The sequence below is a fragment of the Vibrio cyclitrophicus genome (assembly GCF_024347435.1).
Lineage (GTDB): Bacteria > Pseudomonadota > Gammaproteobacteria > Enterobacterales > Vibrionaceae > Vibrio > Vibrio cyclitrophicus.
Map to the genome: position 1 here is coordinate 425,897 of NZ_AP025481.1, position 21,228 is coordinate 447,124.

General features: G+C 41.9%; 16 protein-coding genes and 3 pseudogenes. 10 read left to right on the top strand and 9 right to left on the bottom strand.

Annotated features, from left to right (window positions below; genetic code table 11):
- Positions 1 to 157: 157 nt before the first annotated feature.
- The 3 genes from OCW38_RS16925 to nirB form a co-directional block, all read right to left on the bottom strand.
- Positions 158 to 1,627 carry a NarK family nitrate/nitrite MFS transporter gene (locus OCW38_RS16925; protein ID WP_010428993.1) on the bottom strand — a complete coding sequence of 490 codons (1,470 nt, stop codon included), beginning with the start codon at positions 1,625 to 1,627 and terminating at the stop codon, positions 158 to 160.
- A 141-nt stretch (positions 1,628 to 1,768) separates the two neighbouring features.
- Entirely contained in the window at positions 1,769 to 2,113 is a 345-nt protein-coding gene (gene nirD / locus OCW38_RS16930; RefSeq protein WP_010428996.1) for a nitrite reductase small subunit NirD, read from the bottom strand.
- 249 nt (positions 2,114 to 2,362) lie between these two features.
- Entirely contained in the window at positions 2,363 to 4,945 is a 2,583-nt protein-coding gene (nirB, locus tag OCW38_RS16935) for a nitrite reductase large subunit NirB (RefSeq protein ID WP_261896337.1), read from the bottom strand.
- 501 nt (positions 4,946 to 5,446) lie between these two features.
- Here nirB and OCW38_RS16940 point away from each other — a divergent pair.
- From OCW38_RS16940 to OCW38_RS16955, 4 genes are all read left to right on the top strand, one after another.
- Positions 5,447 to 8,002 carry a molybdopterin oxidoreductase family protein gene (locus OCW38_RS16940; protein ID WP_065612444.1) on the top strand — a complete coding sequence of 852 codons (2,556 nt, stop codon included), beginning with the start codon at positions 5,447 to 5,449 and terminating at the stop codon, positions 8,000 to 8,002.
- 515 nt (positions 8,003 to 8,517) lie between these two features.
- Positions 8,518 to 9,042, top strand: a complete 525-nt coding sequence (locus OCW38_RS16945) for a DUF6988 family protein (RefSeq protein WP_016769197.1) — start codon at positions 8,518 to 8,520, stop codon at positions 9,040 to 9,042.
- Between the two features lie 741 nt (positions 9,043 to 9,783).
- A complete protein-coding gene (locus tag OCW38_RS16950; RefSeq protein WP_016769196.1) occupies positions 9,784 to 10,428 on the top strand; it encodes a hypothetical protein in 645 nt (214 codons plus the stop codon).
- A 151-nt stretch (positions 10,429 to 10,579) separates the two neighbouring features.
- Positions 10,580 to 11,026, top strand: a complete 447-nt coding sequence (locus OCW38_RS16955; protein ID WP_016769198.1) for a DUF4262 domain-containing protein — start codon at positions 10,580 to 10,582, stop codon at positions 11,024 to 11,026.
- A 379-nt stretch (positions 11,027 to 11,405) separates the two neighbouring features.
- On the opposite strand, the pseudogene OCW38_RS16965 reads toward OCW38_RS16955, so the two are convergent.
- A pseudogene (locus tag OCW38_RS16965) lies at positions 11,406 to 12,303 on the bottom strand (IS110 family RNA-guided transposase).
- A gap of 92 nt (positions 12,304 to 12,395) precedes the next feature.
- On the opposite strand from OCW38_RS16965, the gene OCW38_RS16970 reads away from it, so the two are divergent.
- From OCW38_RS16970 to OCW38_RS16980, 3 genes are all read left to right on the top strand, one after another.
- The gene (locus OCW38_RS16970; protein ID WP_016766752.1) at positions 12,396 to 13,208 is read left to right on the top strand and encodes an HNH endonuclease; all 813 of its coding nucleotides are present in this window, start codon (positions 12,396 to 12,398) and stop codon (positions 13,206 to 13,208) included.
- 113 nt (positions 13,209 to 13,321) lie between these two features.
- Entirely contained in the window at positions 13,322 to 13,888 is a 567-nt protein-coding gene (locus OCW38_RS16975) for a hypothetical protein (protein WP_016766755.1), read from the top strand.
- A gap of 170 nt (positions 13,889 to 14,058) precedes the next feature.
- A complete protein-coding gene (locus OCW38_RS16980; protein ID WP_010429037.1) occupies positions 14,059 to 14,361 on the top strand; it encodes a hypothetical protein in 303 nt (100 codons plus the stop codon).
- A gap of 213 nt (positions 14,362 to 14,574) precedes the next feature.
- Here the strand turns inward: OCW38_RS16980 and OCW38_RS16985 are convergent, their stop codons facing one another.
- A complete protein-coding gene (locus OCW38_RS16985) occupies positions 14,575 to 14,928 on the bottom strand; it encodes a DUF4870 family protein (protein ID WP_010429040.1) in 354 nt (117 codons plus the stop codon).
- 534 nt (positions 14,929 to 15,462) lie between these two features.
- On the opposite strand from OCW38_RS16985, the gene OCW38_RS16990 reads away from it, so the two are divergent.
- Entirely contained in the window at positions 15,463 to 15,915 is a 453-nt protein-coding gene (locus OCW38_RS16990) for a hypothetical protein (RefSeq protein ID WP_016766756.1), read from the top strand.
- A gap of 16 nt (positions 15,916 to 15,931) precedes the next feature.
- On the opposite strand, the pseudogene OCW38_RS16995 reads toward OCW38_RS16990, so the two are convergent.
- Together OCW38_RS16995 and OCW38_RS17000 are read right to left on the bottom strand one after the other, a co-directional pair.
- Positions 15,932 to 16,125: pseudogene (locus OCW38_RS16995) on the bottom strand (IS110 family transposase); the annotation flags it as partial.
- A gap of 4 nt (positions 16,126 to 16,129) precedes the next feature.
- Positions 16,130 to 16,320 (bottom strand): annotated as a pseudogene (locus OCW38_RS17000) (IS110 family transposase); the annotation flags it as partial.
- Positions 16,321 to 16,427: 107 nt separating this feature from the next.
- Here OCW38_RS17000 and OCW38_RS17005 point away from each other — a divergent pair.
- Positions 16,428 to 17,372: an RDD family protein gene (locus OCW38_RS17005; protein WP_016785137.1), complete on the top strand. Its 945-nt coding sequence runs from the start codon at positions 16,428 to 16,430 to the stop codon at positions 17,370 to 17,372.
- Between the two features lie 134 nt (positions 17,373 to 17,506).
- Positions 17,507 to 18,058, top strand: coding sequence for a hypothetical protein (locus OCW38_RS17010; RefSeq protein ID WP_016766758.1), 552 nt, complete (start codon positions 17,507 to 17,509; stop codon positions 18,056 to 18,058).
- Between the two features lie 67 nt (positions 18,059 to 18,125).
- Here OCW38_RS17010 and OCW38_RS17015 read toward each other — a convergent pair whose 3' ends face one another.
- Both OCW38_RS17015 and OCW38_RS17020 read right to left on the bottom strand, forming a co-directional pair.
- Positions 18,126 to 18,524 (bottom strand): hypothetical protein, encoded by a 399-nt coding sequence (locus OCW38_RS17015; protein ID WP_016766759.1) that lies wholly within the window; start codon positions 18,522 to 18,524, stop codon positions 18,126 to 18,128.
- A 203-nt stretch (positions 18,525 to 18,727) separates the two neighbouring features.
- Complete coding sequence (locus OCW38_RS17020; protein WP_016793635.1) at positions 18,728 to 21,190, bottom strand: CHASE3 domain-containing protein; 2,463 nt, start codon at positions 21,188 to 21,190, stop codon at positions 18,728 to 18,730.
- Between the last annotated feature and the right edge of the window lie 38 nt (positions 21,191 to 21,228).

Below are 21,228 nucleotides of genomic sequence, written 5' to 3' on the forward strand. Positions count from 1 at the left end.
CGTAGAGCCTTTGAACGAAGCACCCAGCATTGATATATCGAAACTTGAATAAACTTAAGCGTTAGTACATTTAAGCATTAAAGATTCAAGCATAAATATGTCAGCTAAGGTGCTCCTCCCGATTTGATAATATCTACGTTAACCGTTAGTGCTCAGACTAACTCGAAACATTGATAAGCGTGACACTGCCATCGTCGTTAACTTCAGCAATTTGACCGTTAGGTTCTTCCATGAACAATAGAGTCACAAAGCCAAGTACCGCTGTTGCAGCAATCACTAAGAAAAACGTTTGGTAGCTCACGAAAGACAATACTGTTAGGTAAACTACCGCACCAACGTTACCGTAAGCACCAGTCATACCTGCAATCTGACCTGTCATGCGTCGTTTGATTAGAGGAACTGTCGCAAATACCGCACCTTCACCCGCTTGAACGAAGAAAGAACACGCCATTGCTGCGACAACCGCTAGCCATACAGGCCATGTACTGTCTACTTGACCCATTGCGAAGTAACCTACAGCAAGACCAATCGTTAGAATAAGCAGGGTTGGTTTACGACCGAATTTATCTGAAATCCAACCACCACCTGGGCGAGACATTAGGTTCATAAAGGCATAAGCCGATGCAACCATACCTGCAAGAACGGGTGTTAATTCAAAGGTTTCAGAGAAGAACAGTGGCAACATAGAAACAACAGCCAGCTCAGAACCAAACGTCGCGAAATATAATACGTTCAGTACCGCTACTTGCTTAAATTTGTACTGGTGAATTTCTGGTACTTCTTCTTTAAATACGTTTTTGTTCACTTTCCAAACTTGTGAAACTTCATATACGTAAAGTGCGGCTAAACCCACGTAAACCGAGTTAACCGCCATATCAGAAAGCATGTTGATGTTGGTTGGCGATAGTTTCCATGTTAGTAGAGCAAGAGCGGCATACATCGGGATCTTCATAATAAGTAAGAAGAAAAAGTCACCCTTTGATGTTACTTCCATCGCTGTTACTTGAGCCGGTTTGAAGTACGTTGAGCCTTTTGGTGTGTCTGTTACGTTTTTGTAGAAGATAAACGAGAACGCTAAGCTCATTGCGCCAGTAATACCGACTGCATAACGCCAGCCATCTTCACCACCAAACGCTAGAGCTAATGTGGGAAGTGTGAATGCTGCCGCTGCTGAACCGAAGTTACCCCAACCGCCGTAAATACCTTCTGCTGTACCCAGTTCATTGTGTGGGAACCACTCAGATACAAGGCGAATACCAACAACGAAGCCTGCGCCAATGAAACCTAATAGGAAACGTGCAATCGCCGCTTGAATGAAAGAGTCTGCCATCGCAAACATAAAACAAGGAATTGAACAGACAGCCAGTAGTGAAGAGTAGACCAACCTTGGGCCATACCTATCGGTTAACATACCAATCGCGACACGCGCTGGAATAGTCAATGCAACGTTGAGGATCAGAAGTGTTTTGATCTCTTCAGTAGAAAGACCAAGCGTGGTTTTCACCATTTGCAGTAGGGGAGCAAAGTTGAACCATACAACAAAGGTGATAAAAAAGGCCATCCAACTTAGGTGTAAGGTTTTCATCTTACCCGTAAATGAAAGCAGCGAAAATTTTGTGTTATCCATGGTTTAAATCCTTTAAATCTGGAAAATTACCTGGCTTGAGCACGTGCGTTACTTCCGAAATTCGAACGCTTAAATGTGCTAAACCTTTATGCCGAAATTACTCACGCTTTAAAGCGTTTTGAGGATGATGTCGGCTGTTTATTAACTGGCGATAGCAAGCGGTGCGAGAACTTGTACATGTTCACCTTGCTTGCGAACTTCAAATTTCATGAGCTTGAGTTCTGGTTGTTCAAGACATGCTCCAGTTTCTAAGTGGTAATGCTGCTTGTATAAGGGCGACGCGACATACGGTTCACCGCTTAATGAGCCAATGATACCACGAGACATCACATTCGCTTTGCCGATAGGGTCGTAGTTAGATAGCCCATACAGTGTGTCACTGCGTTTGCAGTAAAAAATAGCCACTTGGTTATCGTCTACTTTGGCGCAAATACCACCGTTTGGGGTTAAGTCCTTGGTGTTGCATACGGTTGTCCAATTTTCCATGACTTTCTCCTAGTCTAAAATTGAGTCTTTAATCATTTCTCTAATTTTTTCGTTTCTAAGCAGTTCGTTTCCGAGCTGCTGTAATCTTTGTCATTTGAGTCGTCTTTCTTGTCTTTATAGCTGAGCGGCGGGAGCGACTTGCTGAGCATGCCAGTCACTTCTTAGCGTTTTATGTTAGATGCTTTACCTTACTCAACTGTTTTTTGGAGGTACGACTACTGTTGTTTATAAAGCTGATGAAACTGATATTTATGAAACTTCAGTCACTTCGATTTGGTCAGCCTTGGTTAGCTTTTCATCGCGTTGCGAATCTAAAGACGCGCTAATGTTTGGTTTAGGAAAGCGCTGCTCTCGTTCTTTGATGAATGAAAGGCTAGTGTCCATCTCTTCGCTGTTGATGTAGTGCTGGAAGCGCTTCATCTTTTCAGGGTTTTCGATGGTGGTTTTCCATTCACACTGGTATTTTTCGATGTTGAGCGCGATGTCGGCTTCAAGTTCTTCAACAACATTGAGCTTGTCTTCAATCACGACTTGTTTGAGGTATTCAATGCCGCCTTCAAGGTTTTCCATCCATACTGATGTGCGTTGCAGGCGATCTGCAGTACGTGTGTAGAACATTAGAATGCGGTCTATGTATTGCAGAAGGGTGCTTTCATCAAGGTCGGTAGCAAAAAGGTCACCATGGCGAGGGCGCATACCACCGTTACCACAGATGTAGAGGTTCCAACCTTTGTCGGTCGCGATAATGCCGAAGTCCTTCGACTGCGCTTCTGCACATTCACGAGTACAGCCAGAAACTGCAAACTTGGTTTTATGTGGCGAGCGTAGCCCTTTGTAGCGGTTCTCTAATCGAATCGCTAAGCCTACGCTGTCGTCGATACCGTATCGGCACCAAGTGCTACCCACACACGACTTAACAGTACGAACCGACTTACCGTAGGCGTGGCCTGTTTCGAAACCTGCATCAATCAGCTTTTTCCAAATGATAGGCAGTTCGTTAAGCTGCGCACCAAACAAATCGACACGCTGACCACCGGTGATTTTGGTGTAAAGGTCGAACTCTTTCGCGACTTCGCCAAGCACGATCAATTTGTCAGGTGTGATTTCACCGCCTGCAATACGTGGCACAACTGAATAAGTGCCGTCTTTTTGCATGTTGCCTAGGTAGATATCGTTGGTGTCTTGCAGTTCAATATGCTGATCTTCTAGGATGTAATCGTTCCAGTAAGAAGCCAAAATTGAACCGACTGCAGGCTTACAAACTGTACAGCCTAATCCATTGCCATGAGAATCCAATAGCTCATCGAATGTCTTAATTTTGTTGACGCGGATAATGTCGGTAAGTTCTTGTCGAGAATAGGCAAAGTGCTCACAAATATCGTTTGAGACTTCCACACCAAGGTTGCTTAGTTCACTGTCTAAAACTTGTTTAGCAAGCGCAGAACAACCACCACAACCTGTTGAAGCATTGGTTGTTTCTTTTAATGCTGCCATGGTGGTGCATCCAGCAGATACGGCGTCTTTGATATCGCCTTTGGTCACATCAAAACACGAACAAATCACTGCGCTGTCAGGCAGGGCTTCAACACCCATTGCTGAACCAGAATTGTCCGCGAGGTTTGGCAGAATAAGCACGGATGGGTTTTCAGGAAGAGGCATATCATTTTGTTTGATTTGCAGTAGTGACCCGTAAGCCTCTGCGTCGCCCACCAATACTGCACCAACAATCTTTTTACCATCAGCTGAGATGATAAGGCGTTTGTAAACTTGCTCGATTTCGTCGTTATAAGTATACGATTGAGCACCTTCTGTTTGGCCGTGTACTTCACCTATACTTGCGACATCAACACCAAGCAGTTTGAGCTTAGTGCTCATGTCGGCACCAGTAAACGAAGCGTCGCTCGCGCCATCAGAGATGATATGCGCTGCTGCGACTTTCGCCATTGAATAGCCAGGAGCCACTAAGCCGAAGATCTTGTTGTCCCAAAGTGCACATTCACCAATCGCATACACATTGTCAATGTTGGTTTGGCAATGATCGTTAATCACGATGCCGCCACGTTCACCAATGGCAATATCAGAGCTACGAGCTAGGGCATCTTGAGGACGAATACCCGCAGAAAACACAATCATATCGGTTTCAAGATGGGTGCCGTCTGCGAAGTTCATACGGTAGCGAGAAGTCTCACCCGCGACTATCTCAGAGGTTGCCTTCTCAGTGTGAACCTGAACACCAAGGTCTTCAATTTTACGGCGTAAAAGCGCACCGCCACCGTCATCCAACTGTACGGCCATCAGGCGAGGAGCGAACTCCACCACATGGGTTTCCAAACCAAGGTTTTTAACTGCATTTGCGGCTTCTAAGCCAAGCAGGCCACCACCAATAACCACGCCCGATTTACTGCTTTTGCTTGATAATTCAATAGCGTCTAAGTCTTCGATGGTGCGATAAACGTGGCAATGTTCTTGGTCGTTACCGGGAATAGGAGGAACAAAAGGAAATGAACCCGTCGCTAGAATTAATGTGTCATAACTCTCGGTATGTCCCGACTCTGTCACAACGCACTTATTGTCAGTGTCTAGTTGAGCGACTTTTGCGTTCAATAGGTAGTTGACGCCATTGCTTTGGTAATACTCTTCGCTGGTCAATGCCAAATCTTCGGCATTTCCACGTTTGAAGTAAGCTGTAAGCTGGACTCGGTCATAGGCTAACCTAGGTTCTTCGCTGAAAGTAATTACATCAAAATCATCACTTTCTGATTGTAAAATGTTGTCGATAAATTTGTGTCCAACCATACCGTTACCAACGACGACGATCTTCTTCTTGCTCATAATCCATTCCTTATTCTCGGCTTCATTGTTTATAGCGTTAACGTTTATAGCGTTTAACTTCTAATGGTTAACAAATGAATACCGGGTTGAGATTCCACTCAATTCATCATTATCAAGAAAACAAAAATTGTTTTTCTAACTCTTGGTTTTTAGTAGAGCAAGGAGGGTGCCAAATTGTGATTTAGCAAAATAAATAAAATAAAATTTATATTTTTCAATAAATTAAAAATTCCAGGTAGAACGCAATTACCCCTAAAGTGGTATGTAATTTTTTTGTTAAATTTATGGAAATGAACGTTTGTGGTGCAACTTTCCGCAAGATGGTGCAAAAAATAAGTTTTTGATATCAACCAGTTCTTAGTAACTGGTTTATTATTGTTTTTATTCCGCTAAATTATTGTTTCATATCGATTTTTCTTATTTGTTTGATTCTTGGATTTAATGGCGTGCTATTTGCTTTAGTTAAATAAATGCAATTTTGGATAATTGAGCGAGAAACGGATGAGTGATTCAAACAGTGGCTGGATAAAATCGACATGTGCCTATTGTGGTGTTGGATGCGGAATAGAAGCGAGGCCCACTGCATTAGGTAAGCTTGAAGTACGTGGTGACAAAGAACACCCGTCGAATTATGGAAAGTTATGTACTAAAGGTATTGCTCTAGGTGAAACCGTAACACCTCTAGGTCGTCTTACTCAGCCTACTCATATTAAGAATCAACAAAAACACGAACTCGTATGGGATGACGCCACTCAATTGGTCGCTGATAGGTTTAACCAAACCATTGAAGAGTTTGGTCCTGATTCAGTTGCGTTCTATGTCTCTGGCCAACTGTTAACAGAAGACTATTACGTTGCTAATAAGCTGATGAAAGGCTTTATTGGTAGCGGAAACATTGACAGTAACTCAAGGCTTTGCATGGCATCGAGCGTTGTTGGACATAAACGTGCATTTGGTAGCGACACGGTTCCTATTTGTTATGAAGATTTAGAGCAAACCGACTTGGTCGTGATTACTGGCTCAAACTTAGCATGGTGTCATCCGGTTCTTTTTCAAAGGTTAAGAGCAGCTAAGCAAGCGAATCCCAAACTGCAAGTGATCGTCATAGATCCTCGTTATACCGACACATGTGAAATAGCAGATCAACATTTAGCGATTGAATCGGGCTCTGACGTGGCCTTGTTTAACGGGTTACTTTCATACTTAGCGGATAATGATGCACTTGATGAAGGCTATATAAGCAAACATACAGAAGGCTTCCAACAAGCGATCAAGTCAGCAAAGAAGTATGTTTACCACGCTGATTCAAGCATCAATTCAGAGCAAAGCGTCAGCCAACTGACCGGGTTAGCGGAACAAGAGGTTGAGCGCTTCTATCGCGCGTTCGCTTCTAAACAAAAAGTCGTCACCATTTATTCTCAGGGCGTGAATCAGTCGAGCCAAGGTTGTGACAAAGTGAACGCTATTCTCAACTGTCATTTAGCCACCGGAAAAATCGGACAAGCAGGTATGGGGCCTTTCTCTGTGACAGGTCAGCCCAACGCAATGGGCGGTCGCGAAGTTGGTGGTTTAGCGAATACGCTAGCGGCGCACTTTGAGTTTGGGGATGAGAAATCACACCAAACGGTGAGTGATTTTTGGCAAACCGATAACTTAGCAACCCAACCCGGCTTGAAAGCAGTCGAGTTGTTTGACGACATGCTTGAAGGCAAGATCAAAGCGGTGTGGATTATGGCGACCAACCCTGTGGTGAGCCTTCCAGACAGTGCGAGAGTGAAAGCAGCGCTAGAAAACTGTCCATTTGTGGTTGTGTCAGATTGCATTGCCGATACCGAAACCACACGCTTGGCCGATGTTGTGTTACCTGCGCAAGGTTGGAGTGAAAAATCGGGTACCGTGACCAACTCCGAGCGCCGTATATCAAGGCAGCGCCGCATATTGCCAAGCCCGGGTGAAGCTAAACCTGATTGGTGGATGATTAAAGAAGTGGCGCAGAAAATGGGTCATCAACATGCCTTTGATTATCGTCATGAAGGGCAGATATTTGAAGAATACTGTCAAATGACGGGTCTTGATAATACTGACGGTAAAACGCGAGACCTGTGTTTAATTGGTCTAACCAAATTGGACGATAAGGGTTATAGCGAGCTAAAACCCCAGCAATGGCCCGTACTAGAATTGCAGCAAGATATCGTAAATAAACGAATGTTCACTGATGGCGAGTTTTTCACTAAGTCAGGAAAAGCCCAATTTGTTGCGGTTGAACATGCTTTGCCATTAACGACGTCGTCACCAGACTATCCGCTTATTATGAACAGCGGACGAGTGCGTGATCAATGGCACACTATGAGTCGAACAGGGCTTGCCTCATCACTTGGAGACCACACTCCCGAGCCGTTCATTGCTGTTCACCCTGAAACCGCCAAGAAATTTGGATTGGAAACGGGCACAAACCAAACCAACCAGGTTGTTAAAGTGAAAAGCGCTCAAGGTGAGTCTCAAGCGCGCTTGGTATTAACCCAAGAGATGCGTAAAGAGCAGGTGTTTATGCCGATTCACTGGAACGGCACCACGGCCAAAGACAGCAAGCCGTGTGACTTGATTTTACCTAACACCGATTCCAATTCAGGACAGCCAGAATTTAAACACACACCTGTGATGTTAGAAGCGTGTGCTTATTGCAGCGAAGCGGCACTGGTCAGTGATAAGGTGATGGATTGCAGCAGCTTTGATTACTGGGTTAGGCAGAAAGTCGAGGGCGGATTTTTGTATCGTATCTCGTCATCTAAGAATCCTATGGAGTTGGTGATTCAGCTTGCCAACACACTGGACGAATTACCCGAACCTAACGCAGAAGCGGTTAAATCACTCCATTATCACGGCAATAAATCGTTCAAGAACTACGGTTCAGCCAAGCTTGGTGAGTTTGGTGTGAAACAAGCGTTCGTGGTGAACAGTAACCTAGATCATGAAAGTATCAACTGGCTGGTGGAATGCCTAACCCGAGAAGCCGATGAAGAATTCGAAGCCGAATTTTTGAGTACCATGGCGAAGTAGTTACTACCTCACATTCATCCATACCAATGGCGTAGACGCCGACAATCATGTCGGCGTTTTTGTTTGAGTGTACAGCTCCCCAATCCGTGACAATTCATTGCCTGAACTGCGGTTCACTCATCACCCAACCCAAAGACTTAGATCAAAATTGTCTAGGATTTGGCCAGTAAATCACCGAAGAAGGTAACGATTAACTCACACATTGAGGTGTTTTCTGCATTTTACTGGAACTATATGGAAAATTTCTGCTTTTCGTCATGTTCGATAAAGCAGTAATCAGGTAAGGTTCTGTTATTAAATGGGTTATTAGACCGAGCCTGAACTGTTGAGATGACTAGACAGAATTGTTTCAGGGACAAAATACAGAATTATTCTGTCTAATATAGCTGTTATAAAACAAGGAGTAGAGCATCGATAAATTACTCTCAAGGTCAGCTGAATACGAGAACTATGTTGACTACATACTAAGGCAACCGCTGTATGATGGTTCTGATAGGATTCGAGTAAGCAGAATAATGTGCAGCGTATCATTGGAGCACGCTGAAAGTTTAAAGATTCTGCTAGCGACCAGAAACTTCACGTCTGCCCTTGGGCTATTAAGGCTTCAGTTCGAGAGTCTAGTTCGGGGAATGTGGGTACTGTATGCTGCAAGTGATATAGCAGTAAGCAAACTAACTGCAGAGCTAAATGAAGAAAATCAAAGAAGAGCCAACAATTTGCCGATGTTGAGCGAAATGATTAGCCAGTTGGAGAAGAAGGCCCCCAAAAATGCAGTAGATCCTATTCTCGAATTTAAAGAGTATTCTTGGAAACCGCTAAGCTCATACGTTCATGGAGGCTTACATGCTGTTGATAGACATAGCAAAGGGTATCCAGTTGCCATGATAGAACAGGTTTTGAAGGCATCAAATGGTGTTAACGGGTTAGTTGCCGTTTTTGGTTCTATTCTCACTGGTCAAACGAATTTGACTCAAGATGTATATACATCATTTGATACATATGTAGACATCTTTCAGATGAAGGGACCAGTTGTTTTATAACAAAGCATTTAAGAGTGATTCGCAACGCTTGGCGTTTTCGCTTCGCTCAAGTATAGCCAAGCGCCGCTCACACCTTAATGCGGCGTTAGTTTGCTAAGTGTAGAAATGAGTTTTAAGGGTAAAGCTTGGTTCTACGCTTAGAATGTTCACCTGTTCTTTTCTCGTAATTTGTCATTAAAATTATCATCATTCTTGGGCTGTATTTCGTCCCAGTAATTACGCGTTACTCATTCCTTTACCGCTTACTTGGTTCTTTTCTTAAAGGTCTTTTTCGCTTCTTCTTTGTTGCTGATACTTTGCGGTAAAGTGGGGTAATCGCGCACTTGGTTTTCAAGTTTTTCGTATGAATCCTTTCTTATTTGAAACGCGTGGAACTGTAGGTTTCCAGCGCATGCTGCTTCTTAGCCAAGCGCGTTTTGTTGGTGGTGTTTGAGTTTTGAACGGTTCAGTTTACTTATGCGCTCGAATTCATTATTTTAGCTGTCAATTCAGCACCTTGGTACCCAGCCTTTGGCTTGGTCGAGTAGGCAAACTAACAAATTGCTTAAATGGACTGTTAACGCTTGGCATTTTCAGTTCCAATTAGGTTTGTGTTTAAGGTGCGTTGCTTTAGGTTGAGTGTGCGTTATCAGCCACTTAGCAAGGCGTTATGCAACTAAATTCTAAATAGTGAGACAGGTTTGACTTGCATGCTTAGTCTAATCTCATTTGATAGCATTAAAACTATTGAAGAGAGATATTATGATTCCTGTCAGACCTCCAACAATTCAAGAATTTCTAGACGCCAAAAATACACAGGAGTTTTGGATTGGGTTTGTATTTAGTCTAGCTATGTGTATTGGGTTGACCGCTTTGTTAGCTTTTTGGGGATTAGTGAGCCTAAATAGAGAAATGAGTCCAAAAGCTGCATCAAATCAAATCGGTGGGGCTGGTGTTGTCGCGGGTAATACTGGTGGGAATATCGTTGTGAATGATAAAGATACTATCACTGAAGCATTTGGTACTTCTATGAATGCAGCAATTGAAAAACAAAAATCGGAGAATATGGAGCTTTCATTGAATCCGATGGCTCATATGGATAAATCAAATGTAATCTCGGATGTTGAGTTGCAAGTTATGAGCGTCACGGCATCAAAGCTTAATGATGGTGAGTTTGTTGCAGAGTACTCGTATAATTTTACGGGTCAGGATCCAATATCTATGATCACATTTATCGTCGGTGTGTACCGCGATGACTTAAGAATTGGAACAACTTCAATAGCGACAGGTAGCGTTTTTGCCGATAAAAAAGAGTACAAAGGACTATCTAAGTTCGATACAAGCGAATTGCCTTTGCCATTCTCCCAAACTGACCGCTTGATTGTAGAACGTGTGATCGGCATGTAGAGTTATTTGCATAACAAAGCGTTTAAGACAGATTCCCAACGCTTGGCATTTTCGGTTTGCTTTGAATTTAGTGTTTACGGCACAATGGTTTAGGTTTGGTGGTCTGCGTTGCTCACTACTTAACGCGGCGTTAGTTTTACAAAGGTAGATTATGGATCAATACGAAGAAAAAGCGCTTAAAGATATAGAACAGTGCGGATGTCATATTCTCCATATAATGGAAGAGGATGAGTACCCAGGATTCTCTTATTCAATTGGTATAGAGAAAACAAGCAGTCAACCAGAGATAATAATCACCGGTTTAAATCAAGAAGTAGCACATTGGATTGCAAACGAATACAACAATAGAGTTAAAGCTGGTGAGATATTTAAGCCAGATGAATACTATTCAGACTTCCTTGAAGGATTTAATATAACTTTTAAAGAAGTAAGTCCAGAATACTACGCTGAATACTTTGGTTGGGCTAACTGGCTTTACAAAGGCAATAATTTCAAAGTCCTTCAGTTCATCTATCCGGATACTTCTGGTGTTTGGCCTTGGGATTCTGAAGCATCCGCAAATTTTAAATGGTTTTTACCTAAGCTATATGCAAACTAACAAATTGTTCAAGAGTGATTCGGCAAGTGTGGCATTTTTACTATGCGTTGATTTTAGTGGTTAAGGTGGTATGCGGAGGCTCAGGTATTGCGTGCCTCACACCTTAACAAGGCTACATGGATTCCCCCGGTTGTCAAACATCCGCTAAACTTATGTTGATGGGTTTTGGACTGCCGCTCTACATTCGGCCTACTTATCGACGATTCGCATACGTCGTGGTCCTGATGACTTTGCGCGACTGCGGTGCCTTATTCGTTAGATTACATCTAGTGTGTCCGCCGCATTAACAGGCTCTCCGTAAGTGGTCTTAACCTATCTCCATCATTAGCGTCTGCAATGACCCGGTGGGTTTAACTCTTTATGCTGCTTAGTTTTTTATTTAAGCAGCATAGTTTTCGTATTCTGTTTGATTGTGTAAAAGCGACCATATAATTCGTGCGCTCTTCGCGGCCAGTGCCACTATTGCTCGGTTTATTCCTCTTCGTTCTAGAACGCCGCGACACCACTGACTTAATTTATCTTGCTTGTCGCCAAGGTTGGCAATCACGGCTTTTATCAAATTGAGAGCCATTGCCTATCGAAGCGAGTATCGCAGTAGCGGTTTGAGGACCAATGCCTCGAACCTTCATCACTCGTTGAACATTAGCGCTGACCTTAGCAAAAGAGTCAAAGACTTGCTCGGTATCGGCGATACGTTGATTTAATTCACCAAGGTGGTGATAAGCATCGGCAATCACCGTTCTAGCGAGATGTGGCAGTTCATTTTCTGCATCTTCGAGCATTAAGGGAATCTGTTTCATCAATGAAGAGCGACCAACGGGAATGATCAACCCGAACTCAGAAAGTAGGGCGCGCATGCGATTCATAAGCGCGGTGCGTTCACGAACTCAATGCTCTCTCATTCTATGTACCGATAAGATAGCTTGTTGCTCGGGGGACTTAGCAGGCACAAAGCGAGTTGATGGCCGCTGAACAGCTTCGCATATGGCAACGGCATCATTAAGGTCGTTCTTTCCCTTGGTTCGATAAGGAATTACGTATTTAACGGCCATAATGCGGGTGTCGTGACCCAGTTTATTGAGTGTTCTTGCCCAATAATGTGCACCACCACACGCTTCAACACCTATACGCATGAGTGGCATATTTGCTATTGTAGTCAGTAGTTTAGAGCGGGTTACTGACTTATGAAGTATGACCTTACCATTTTGGTCTACGGCATGAAGACTAAAGTGGTTTTTAGCTAGGTCGATACCGCAGAAATAAGAATAATCAGACATGGTGCCTCCGATGCATTTAAGTACCACATAAGTGTGGCAGATCCTCGGTAGGGGGAATCCATGTCATTCGTTAGGTAATTAAGGATATATATTTGAATTTCTATTGGGTAAATCAAGCGAACTTTAAAGAAGAGTTGAGTAGAGGGGTAATCCTTTCTCATGTTGATAGTACACACCATGCACGATTACGAATCATGGATGTTCGAAAGGGAGATTTGATTTTTTCTTTTGATAGCGATGGTTTTCAAGCTGTTATAGAAGCATCTTCTGAGCCTAAAACTTCTGATGCGATTGAATATACTGTAAGTGGTGATTATCACTTGTTGGATAAGCGTGTGAGTTTAAATCGTATTGTGCCATTGATATTAGATGAGCTGCCGGATCTATATTCTCCAATTAATAAATTGGGTAATCGCTGTGAGGGGTATTTATACAAAGTAGACAGAGTCGTTGCTGAGCGTTTATTATTAATTGCTAATATCCATCAAAAATTACTAAATTCAGTTGATTCAGTAGGTGTGGGTACAAAAAGAAGCGAAAGTGTTGTTAGCAGAATAGTTAGAGATACAAAAGTAACTCTGGAAGTAAAATCAATGTATGACAATACCTGTCAGGTTTGCAATGAGGTCTTGCTTACGCCCAAAGGAAAATATTCTGAAGGGGCCCATATTATTCCATTAGGGAACCCCTATGGTGGGGATGATGTTATTTCTAATATGCTGTGTTTATGCCCTAATCATCATGCATTATTCGACAAATTCGCTTTTACAGTTGAACCGTCAGGTCGTGTTATTGGTATCCGTCCTGAGAAAATAACGAGGCATGAAGACCATGATATATCTGCTAAAAGCTTAGAATGGCATAACAAAACATATAATGATGTGCGCAAGGGAATCATTACCTAACAAATTGCTCAAGTAGATGCTAATACGTGTGGCATTTTTGGTTTGAAGTGATGTAGGCTTTGCTAGTAGGCGTCAGCACTACTTAGCAAGGCGTTATATTTTCGGAGTGTATGATGAACGACTTTGATGTAAATCTGGATAAGCTGGGACAAATACGGGATTCTTTAGTAGCTCCAAAATTTATTTGGTCATTAGCAAGAAAACTGAAACAACAGAGCCGAACTTTAGCGTTAAATGCCCCAAATAGTGATCTGTCTTTACCATCAAATCCTGGGATTTATTACTTTGAAGCTAAATTTAACTTCAAAGATTATGAATATCTTGAAGACTTTGGTAATAGTTGGGGAGTAATTAGATCAAAAAACCTTCCTAAAGGGGTTTCTAGGTACTATCCGAGTCGAGCGAAGAATCATATCTCCCGTTTAAAGCAAGGGAAATTTATACCGTTATACCTCGGTAAGCGTGACAATTTGAGTGATAGGATTATCAATCATTTAGATGGAAGCGAAGAGTCGGGTACATATGCGTTAAAACTTAGAAGTCGCCCTGAATTACTTTCTGGTGTCGAATTAAGGTATAGTTTTCATGAGTTTAATATAAATCCGAGAGCATATTTTGGTGTCGAAGTTATAGAAAAAGCTCTCAGGGAAGTGTTTAATCCAATCATAGGCAAGCAATAAAAATATAACAAAGCGTTCAAGACATATTCTGTAGTTGACCCGGTGTAATTGAGCACTGAATAAGTGTAGTAGATCCTCGGTAGGGGGAATCCATGTCATTCGTCAGCTTTAAAAACCATTCTGTAATTCTAGTTAATAAATGAACATCTCAAAATAAAGGGAGTTTTTATATGAAAGTCATTACCAATCTTTTCCTAGCATCAATTGCTTTATTTAGCCCATTACAAGTACACGCAACTGACATTGATCAGCAGACAGTGTGTACGGCTGTTAGCTGGAAGGTGGCTGATAATGTTGGAAAGTGTAAGACGGGCCAAAAAATCGCATTTTTGCCCAACTCATTTGGAAACGAACAACTCCCAATTATGTTTATAGCAGTGAACTGTGACATGCGCTATAACGTGAGCTTAACTAATGGAGGTGCTGTGTGTTTATTCAAGCCAGTAGAAAATGTTGTTGTAGCATCAGAGTAAAAGCTAACAAGGCACTTAAACGTAGCTCAAATATTGGTTTATCTTTCGTTTCGCTAAACATTTTAAACCACTATTTTGGCTCGCTTAGTACGGTGTTATACCGATGAAAATAATTGAAGGAATCGACTTTGGCTAAAGCATGAAAATTAGAAGAAAATCCATATAATTCGCTATAAAGCAGGAAGCTAATCAGCTACCTGCCTTCTAATTAACTTAGCTGAAGCTTTTATCTGACGTTATCTTCGCTAAACCAGAGATTACCTTCCAAAGAGTGTAAATAGCAGCTGCCAATAGGAAAATATAACCGACTACAAATACAGCTGTAACAGCACCTAAGATTGTTAAAATGATAGAAACCCAAAAGGTTTTAGTAATATTGTCGTAGTGGTCTGCAAAAATTGTCCCTTGAGCATCGGACTTTTTGACTATTCCCCAGATACCGCCAATTAGAAAACTAATACCGGTAAAAAAGCCTAATAGCATTAGCGCGTATGCGACAATAGCATGAGTTTTTGCGTTTTTGTCTACTTGAGTTAGTTCAGAATTGACTGGTTGTACATTTTCCATTTTTTTAGTCCTTTAAGTGAAATTGGATGCTATGTTACTGATTTAATATGTGTTTGGTAAGTCATTTTTATAAAAATGTGTTTGAATTCGCATTTTGTTGGGAAAGCTTTATAACAAAGCGTTGAAGATAGATTCGCAACGCTCGGTATGTCTACTGTGCGTTGGGTTTAGTGATTAAGGTGGTATGCGGCGGTGACATCGGTATTACGTTGATCACCCCTTAACAGGGCCACATGGACTCCCCTGGCAGTCAAACATCCGCTCACCTTGTGTTAATGGGGTTTGGACTGACGCTATACGTTCGGCCTATTTATCGACGATTCGCATACGTCGTGGCCTTGGCTACTTTTCGGCTGCAGTTGCCTTATTCGTTAAAGCAAATAGTGGAAATTAAGCATTCTTCTTGTGAATGTAAGTGTTGTGTGAGCTGAAGTGCAAAAATGCAATAAGTTGAATATTTAGTTTTGGCTGTTCGTATTTTGTAAGTTATTGTTATAAATAATGTTTAGTGTCCATGTAACAAGGAAGTAAGAAATGAAGAAATTAGTGCTGTCTGCTATGCTAGTAGCTGCGCCTGTGGCTGCAGCGGAAATTAGCGTATTAGAGGACTTGAAGTCCACCCCCCTAACATCTTATGAGGCGGGAAGAAATCAACTGGCTACATTCACCGCAGCGATAAATCTGTTTACTAAACTTGAAGGTAAGCAAAAGTTTACATTCAATCTCCTTGAAGATGAATCAACTCTCGGTCTTGAGATCTCGGGTTTTCAGCCTGTAAAAAAAGTAACCAAGGATGAGTGTAACTCATTGTTTATTAAACTAGGTGCTTTGAATGTGGTTCCTGACTTACCTACTTTAATTTGGCCGGATTTATCTAAAGAACAAGCTAAAGACATTCAGAGTGAATTATTTATCCAAGCTAAAATTATCGCAAAAGAAAACCACGAATTCTCAATTACTTGTAAAAAGTCGCTAGCAGAAATTTAGCCTAGCTAGCTAGCTACTATAGCGTCAATAGCCAATTTTTGACGCTATTCTTATCCCACATTACACCGTCTCTTAGCATTGAATTAAGTATTACAGCTATCTTGTTCATGCAGGCAATTATCGCTACTTTGTAGATTTTCCTGTCGTAAGTAATGGTTCATAAGTAGCCTTAAAAACTGGGTTACATTGGATATCAGACACTATGCCAAGTATTCCTTACCCAATAATGTGCACCATCACACGCTTCAACGGCTATACGCATGAGTGGTATATTTGCTATTGTAGTCAGTAGCTTAGCTCTATTGCTGATTTATGAAGAATGACCTTAACATTTTGGCCTTCAACATGAAGATTGAGATAGGATTTAACTAGCTCGATTGTGTAGAAATAAGAATGATCAGATATGGTACCTGCGGTGAAATTAGGTACTACATACGTATGGTAGATCCTCGAAAGGTGGAGTCCATGTCATTTGCTAAATTACTTTCAAGCATCATAGTAAGGATTATATTTTGGAAGAAGTACAACAAAAATGGATTTGTGGTTTTTGGACGAGAATCGGAGCCTTGTTTATTGACACAATATTTTTAGGTGTATTGGGGTATGTTGTCGGCTTATTTCTAGAAGATGTTTTCGTCCAGCTTGGTGAGTGGGGAAGGTTGATTGGCTTTGTTGTGTCAATTACATATTTTGGTGTAATGAATAGCTCTTTATTAAATGGCCAGACAATAGGGAAAAAGCTTCTAAATATAAGAGTTGTTGACTCATGCAATTCAACTATCAGCCTACCAAAGTCCTTTTTGAGGTATAGCTTCCTTGCCGTTCCATTTTCTCTGAATGGAGCACAAATTACTAACGAAGCAGTAATCCCATATTTAATGTACCTGTTATCGTTTATCGTATTTGGTGGCTTATGCTCAATTACTTACTTATATATTTTTAATCGCGTAACTCGACAGTCATTACATGATCTTGCCGTAGGCACTTATGTCGTAAATGCAGAGGCTAGTTCTGAAAAGTTGCCATCAGTCTGGAGACCTCACTTAGTAGTGGTTACCGGCTTATTTGTTACAGCGGTCCTTGTCCCCGTTCTTACTTCTGACTTAACTCAATCAGAATCGTTCAAGGGACTGTTAGTAACACAGAAAGCAATCAATAATAATGAGTCAGTAAAATATGCAGGGGTCACAGAAGGTGCAACAACTTTCACTTCATCAAACTCTGGGAGTAAAACAACGACATATGTGAAAGCTCAAGCTTTTCTTTATAAAGATAGTGTTCGAGATTCAGAGATCGCAAAGCAACTAGTCCAAACTATAATTTATACTTACCCAGAGTCGCTAAATAAAAACTTGATTAAAGTAACTCTTACCTACGGTTATGATATTGGTATTGCTTCAAAATGGAATAGTTACAACTACAAGTTTAATCCGCAAGAGCTCAAAATTTCGGAGTAATCGTCATCTAACAAGACTTTAAATTTTGTTCAAATGATAGCTTCGGTGCAATTAGCTATTACACAAGTGTGGCAGATCCTTGGAAAGGGGCTCCCTGTCATTCGTTATAGCTCATCGATAGTCTAAGGATTTAGATGTACAAAATGCAAATAGGTTTAGTCATGGCGTGCATGACCGCCCTTGGTTATATGATGGGGAGTGACTTTAGCTCAATGGAACAACACACAACATTTCAAGGTGAAGGACTCTCTTTATTTGCAGTTGAAGTAGCTAAACCTTTCCCAGTCGAACCTTTGAAAAACTTCAATATTGCCACTGATAGTCCAATTACTAATTTTCGAGTGCCTCTAGATCTAGATACTGACTCAAAGCTTAGTTTTATATCTGACTACGAAGTTACAATTGACAATGGCTCTGGATTGGTGGGGCGAGTTAAAATCGAGCGGGGTTTTATCAGTAAGAGCGAATGTATTTCAGCTTTAGGCTATTTGGTTGACAAGTTTCAGGAGTATTATCCAGAATTCCAATTTGAAGTTGGTAAATCAAGCTACTCGAAAGCCGTTGGAGATTTGCGAGTTGGTGCTTCATGCTCAGTTTATGAAAGCTCCCCATACGTTTCGTTAGAGTACTACTTAGAAAGTAACTCTGTAGCAAATAGCGTTCTTAAAGCTTTCACCCGCAGATAAAGGGCTATTACAAACGTTTAAGAATCAAGACAATCAAAGAGGGCGCCGATAGCAGGCGCCCTTTGTGTTAGTTGGTAACGCTGTAAGTGTCGTAATCGCGAAGTAAGAAGAGTGCGATACAGGCTGCGAACATTGGCCAAGAGGCAAAGAACAGTAGGTTATTGAACGGGTCCATGTATTTTCCAAAAGAGGCGAAAGTTGAACCTGCATGCAGGACCAAAATCGCGCCGTAGGTGTACTTTTTCCACATGCCGACAACAAACGCACCTAAGAATCCTAGCTGCGCGACACCCATAGCCATTATTGCGTTGTCCGAGATGTCGATGCCGTAAAAGCCAGACAGTACTTTTGTTGCATGCTCAGGTACAAGGATCTTATCCAAGCCCCAGAACAAGAAGACGATAAAAATGCCGATTCTCAGCAGCAGTAGGCTAGTCGCCAGTTTGGTTTGAAGTTTCTTTTCCATGATATCCCTTGTGATGCACTCAACGATGCGATGAAATTAAATGTTCTTCAAAGAAGACCCATCGTATTCGCGTTTTCTTTCGTTATTTTTTAGTGCCTTATGTAACAAGGAGTGTCTGCTTAGTGGGTTTGATGGTGGGTAACGTTAATGCAGACTTAGGTAGAGCTTATATGCGACGAGAAGTCAGGCTTAGATTCTCGATCTTAATGTACTTGGCCGTGTATATAAGTTACTGGCGCAGCATAAGCCATTATCATTCGTTGAGCCTGATGTTCATTGACTAAGATGCGGTTGATGAGCTTTTGAAGTTGATCTATTTCTGGCAACTGCTGATGCTTTATTTGCTTTTCAAGAGCCGTCAATTGGTGTGCCAACATGTTTAGCCCGAGGTTCAAAGCCATCCCTTTTACTGAGTGTAAAGTATTCTTTATAGATTTAAGGTCCTGCTGAATGTAGGCCTCGATGAGTTGATCGATGGACTCTTCAAGTTCTCTCGATGTTGACTTCAAAAGCACGATCAGGTCGTGGTGGTTTTCTTTAAACGATTGAATAACCTCTGATTGGCTAATCTCTTCTTCTGTTAGGCTTAGTTTATCAATGGGCTCTCTGTGAAGTTCGATAACATTGCTTGTTATATCAGTCGTGGATTCGCTATTAGCGTGTTTAGGCAGCCGTGAAGAAAACTGCTGTAGGGCATCGAAGAAACTCTCTTGCTGCAACGGCTTTGTTAAAACGTGGTCTGCACCCGCTTCAATAAAGCTGTCGTGAGCCTCGCGAAACACATCGGCGGTGTAAGCAAATATCAGAGTGTTTAAGCCAAGCTGTTGTCTAATAAATTGTGTTGCTTCAACTCCATTCATTTCAGGCATGTGATTGTCCATTAAGATGAGGTCATATTTTGCTGTTTTCAGGTATTCCGTCGCGATTCTTCCGTTTTCTGCCAGTTCAACATGATATCCGAAGTTTTCACAAAAGCCTTTAGCAACAATGGCGTTAATACGGTTGTCTTCTACTAGCAGCACGTTCAGTGGATTATTGAATGGTTCGTCCGTGCTGATCAGATCTGAGTTGGTTTCTGTTGCTTTGTGTACTTGCCAGGTGATAGGTAATGATACGTGGAACTTGGTTCCAAGCCCTACGGCACTGTTTAGAGTTATCTCACCTCCCATTAACTCCACGAGCTTTTTAACGATAGCTAACCCAAGCCCTGTGCCTCCAAATTTTCTTGTTGTGGATGCATCCGCTTGTTCGAACGAGTTGAATATATGCTGGTGCTTATCTTTCGGGATCCCGACGCCAGTATCCGTTATGGTCAGAAGGAGCTTGTTGTCCTGATGATTAAGGGCTAACTGGAACAATACGTGGCCTTCATTGGTAAACTTGACCGCGTTGCCCCCTAAATTAAACAAGATTTGGCGCAACCTCGCGCAATCCCCAATAAGGTCTATGTTGTTAGGCACCTCGTTATCGACGATTAAACGGATACTCTTTTCGTCTGCCATCGGTTTAATTGCACTGCAGACCGGTCGAATAACTTGTTCAAAGTTAAACGGAGCAATATCCAATTCGAGTTTGTTTTCCTCCACTTTAGAGAAATCTAGGATGTCGTTGAGTATTGTCATCAGGTGTTGGCCTGAATCGAGAATGACTTCGATGTTCTCTTTGGTAGCCGGTTCTTTAGTCTGGGAAGCTATGATCTGCGATATGCCAAGTACACCATTCATAGGGGTGCGTATTTCATGGCTCATCGTTGAAAGGAATTCACTTTTCGCTTTAGCGGCGGCTTCGGCTTTTTTACGTTCAGCGATAAGATCACGGTTTGAGGCATGCATTTGATTGTTGCTTTTAACCAGAGTCGTCGCCATTTTCTGAAAACTGTGGGTGAGTTGAGCAACTTCATCGTTACCACTCATCGAGGGGCTTCGGTCAAGCATGGAAGCGACTTGCTTTAAATGACCAGCCGCCACTTGATTCGCCGCGTTAAGGAGTAGGTGAATACGTTTCTTGATGCGATTGGATGACCATGCTGCTACGAGCAGAGAAATGAACGTTGAAAATAGCGTTCCTAGAAATAGCACATAACTGGTTTGATTGGCGGAGTGATCGGATTCTTTCACTCGAATTTGAATAAGCTTTTGTTCGATTGAAATAAACTCGGCTATCTCGTTACGAATTTTATCAATAAGTTGTTTGCCCGTTTGTTTCTGAGTTAAAGCAATCACATTTTGCATCGTAGTTGTGCCATTGCCTACTAAACTACGTTGGGCGATTTCTTTTTCACCTGCTTCCTTAAGCCATTGCTTATGAAGCGCATCTATCTTTCGGAGACGCTCGACTTGTTTAGGGCTATCGCTTACTTGTTCACAAAGGGTATGAACTTTTTGGTTCCAAACATCAAGTGCAAGGTGATAAGGCTCAAGAAATACAGGGTCACCCGTAATGAGGTAGCCCCTTTGACCCGTTTCCATATCAATGGCTAGGTTTAACAGTTCTTGAGCTCGAGCAATTGCTTTGTGAGTGTGGACCACCCAATGGTTATCTTCGACCATAGATTGGGTGTTTTTATGGACAGAGAATGAAACAAGAACCATCAATGCGATTGGAATTGAAAAGCTAACTAAGAGCTTTCTCTGCAGAGAAATATCATCAAACCAACTCGCAAACATAAAGTCACGTATTCCACACTATAAAAACCTATAGTTAT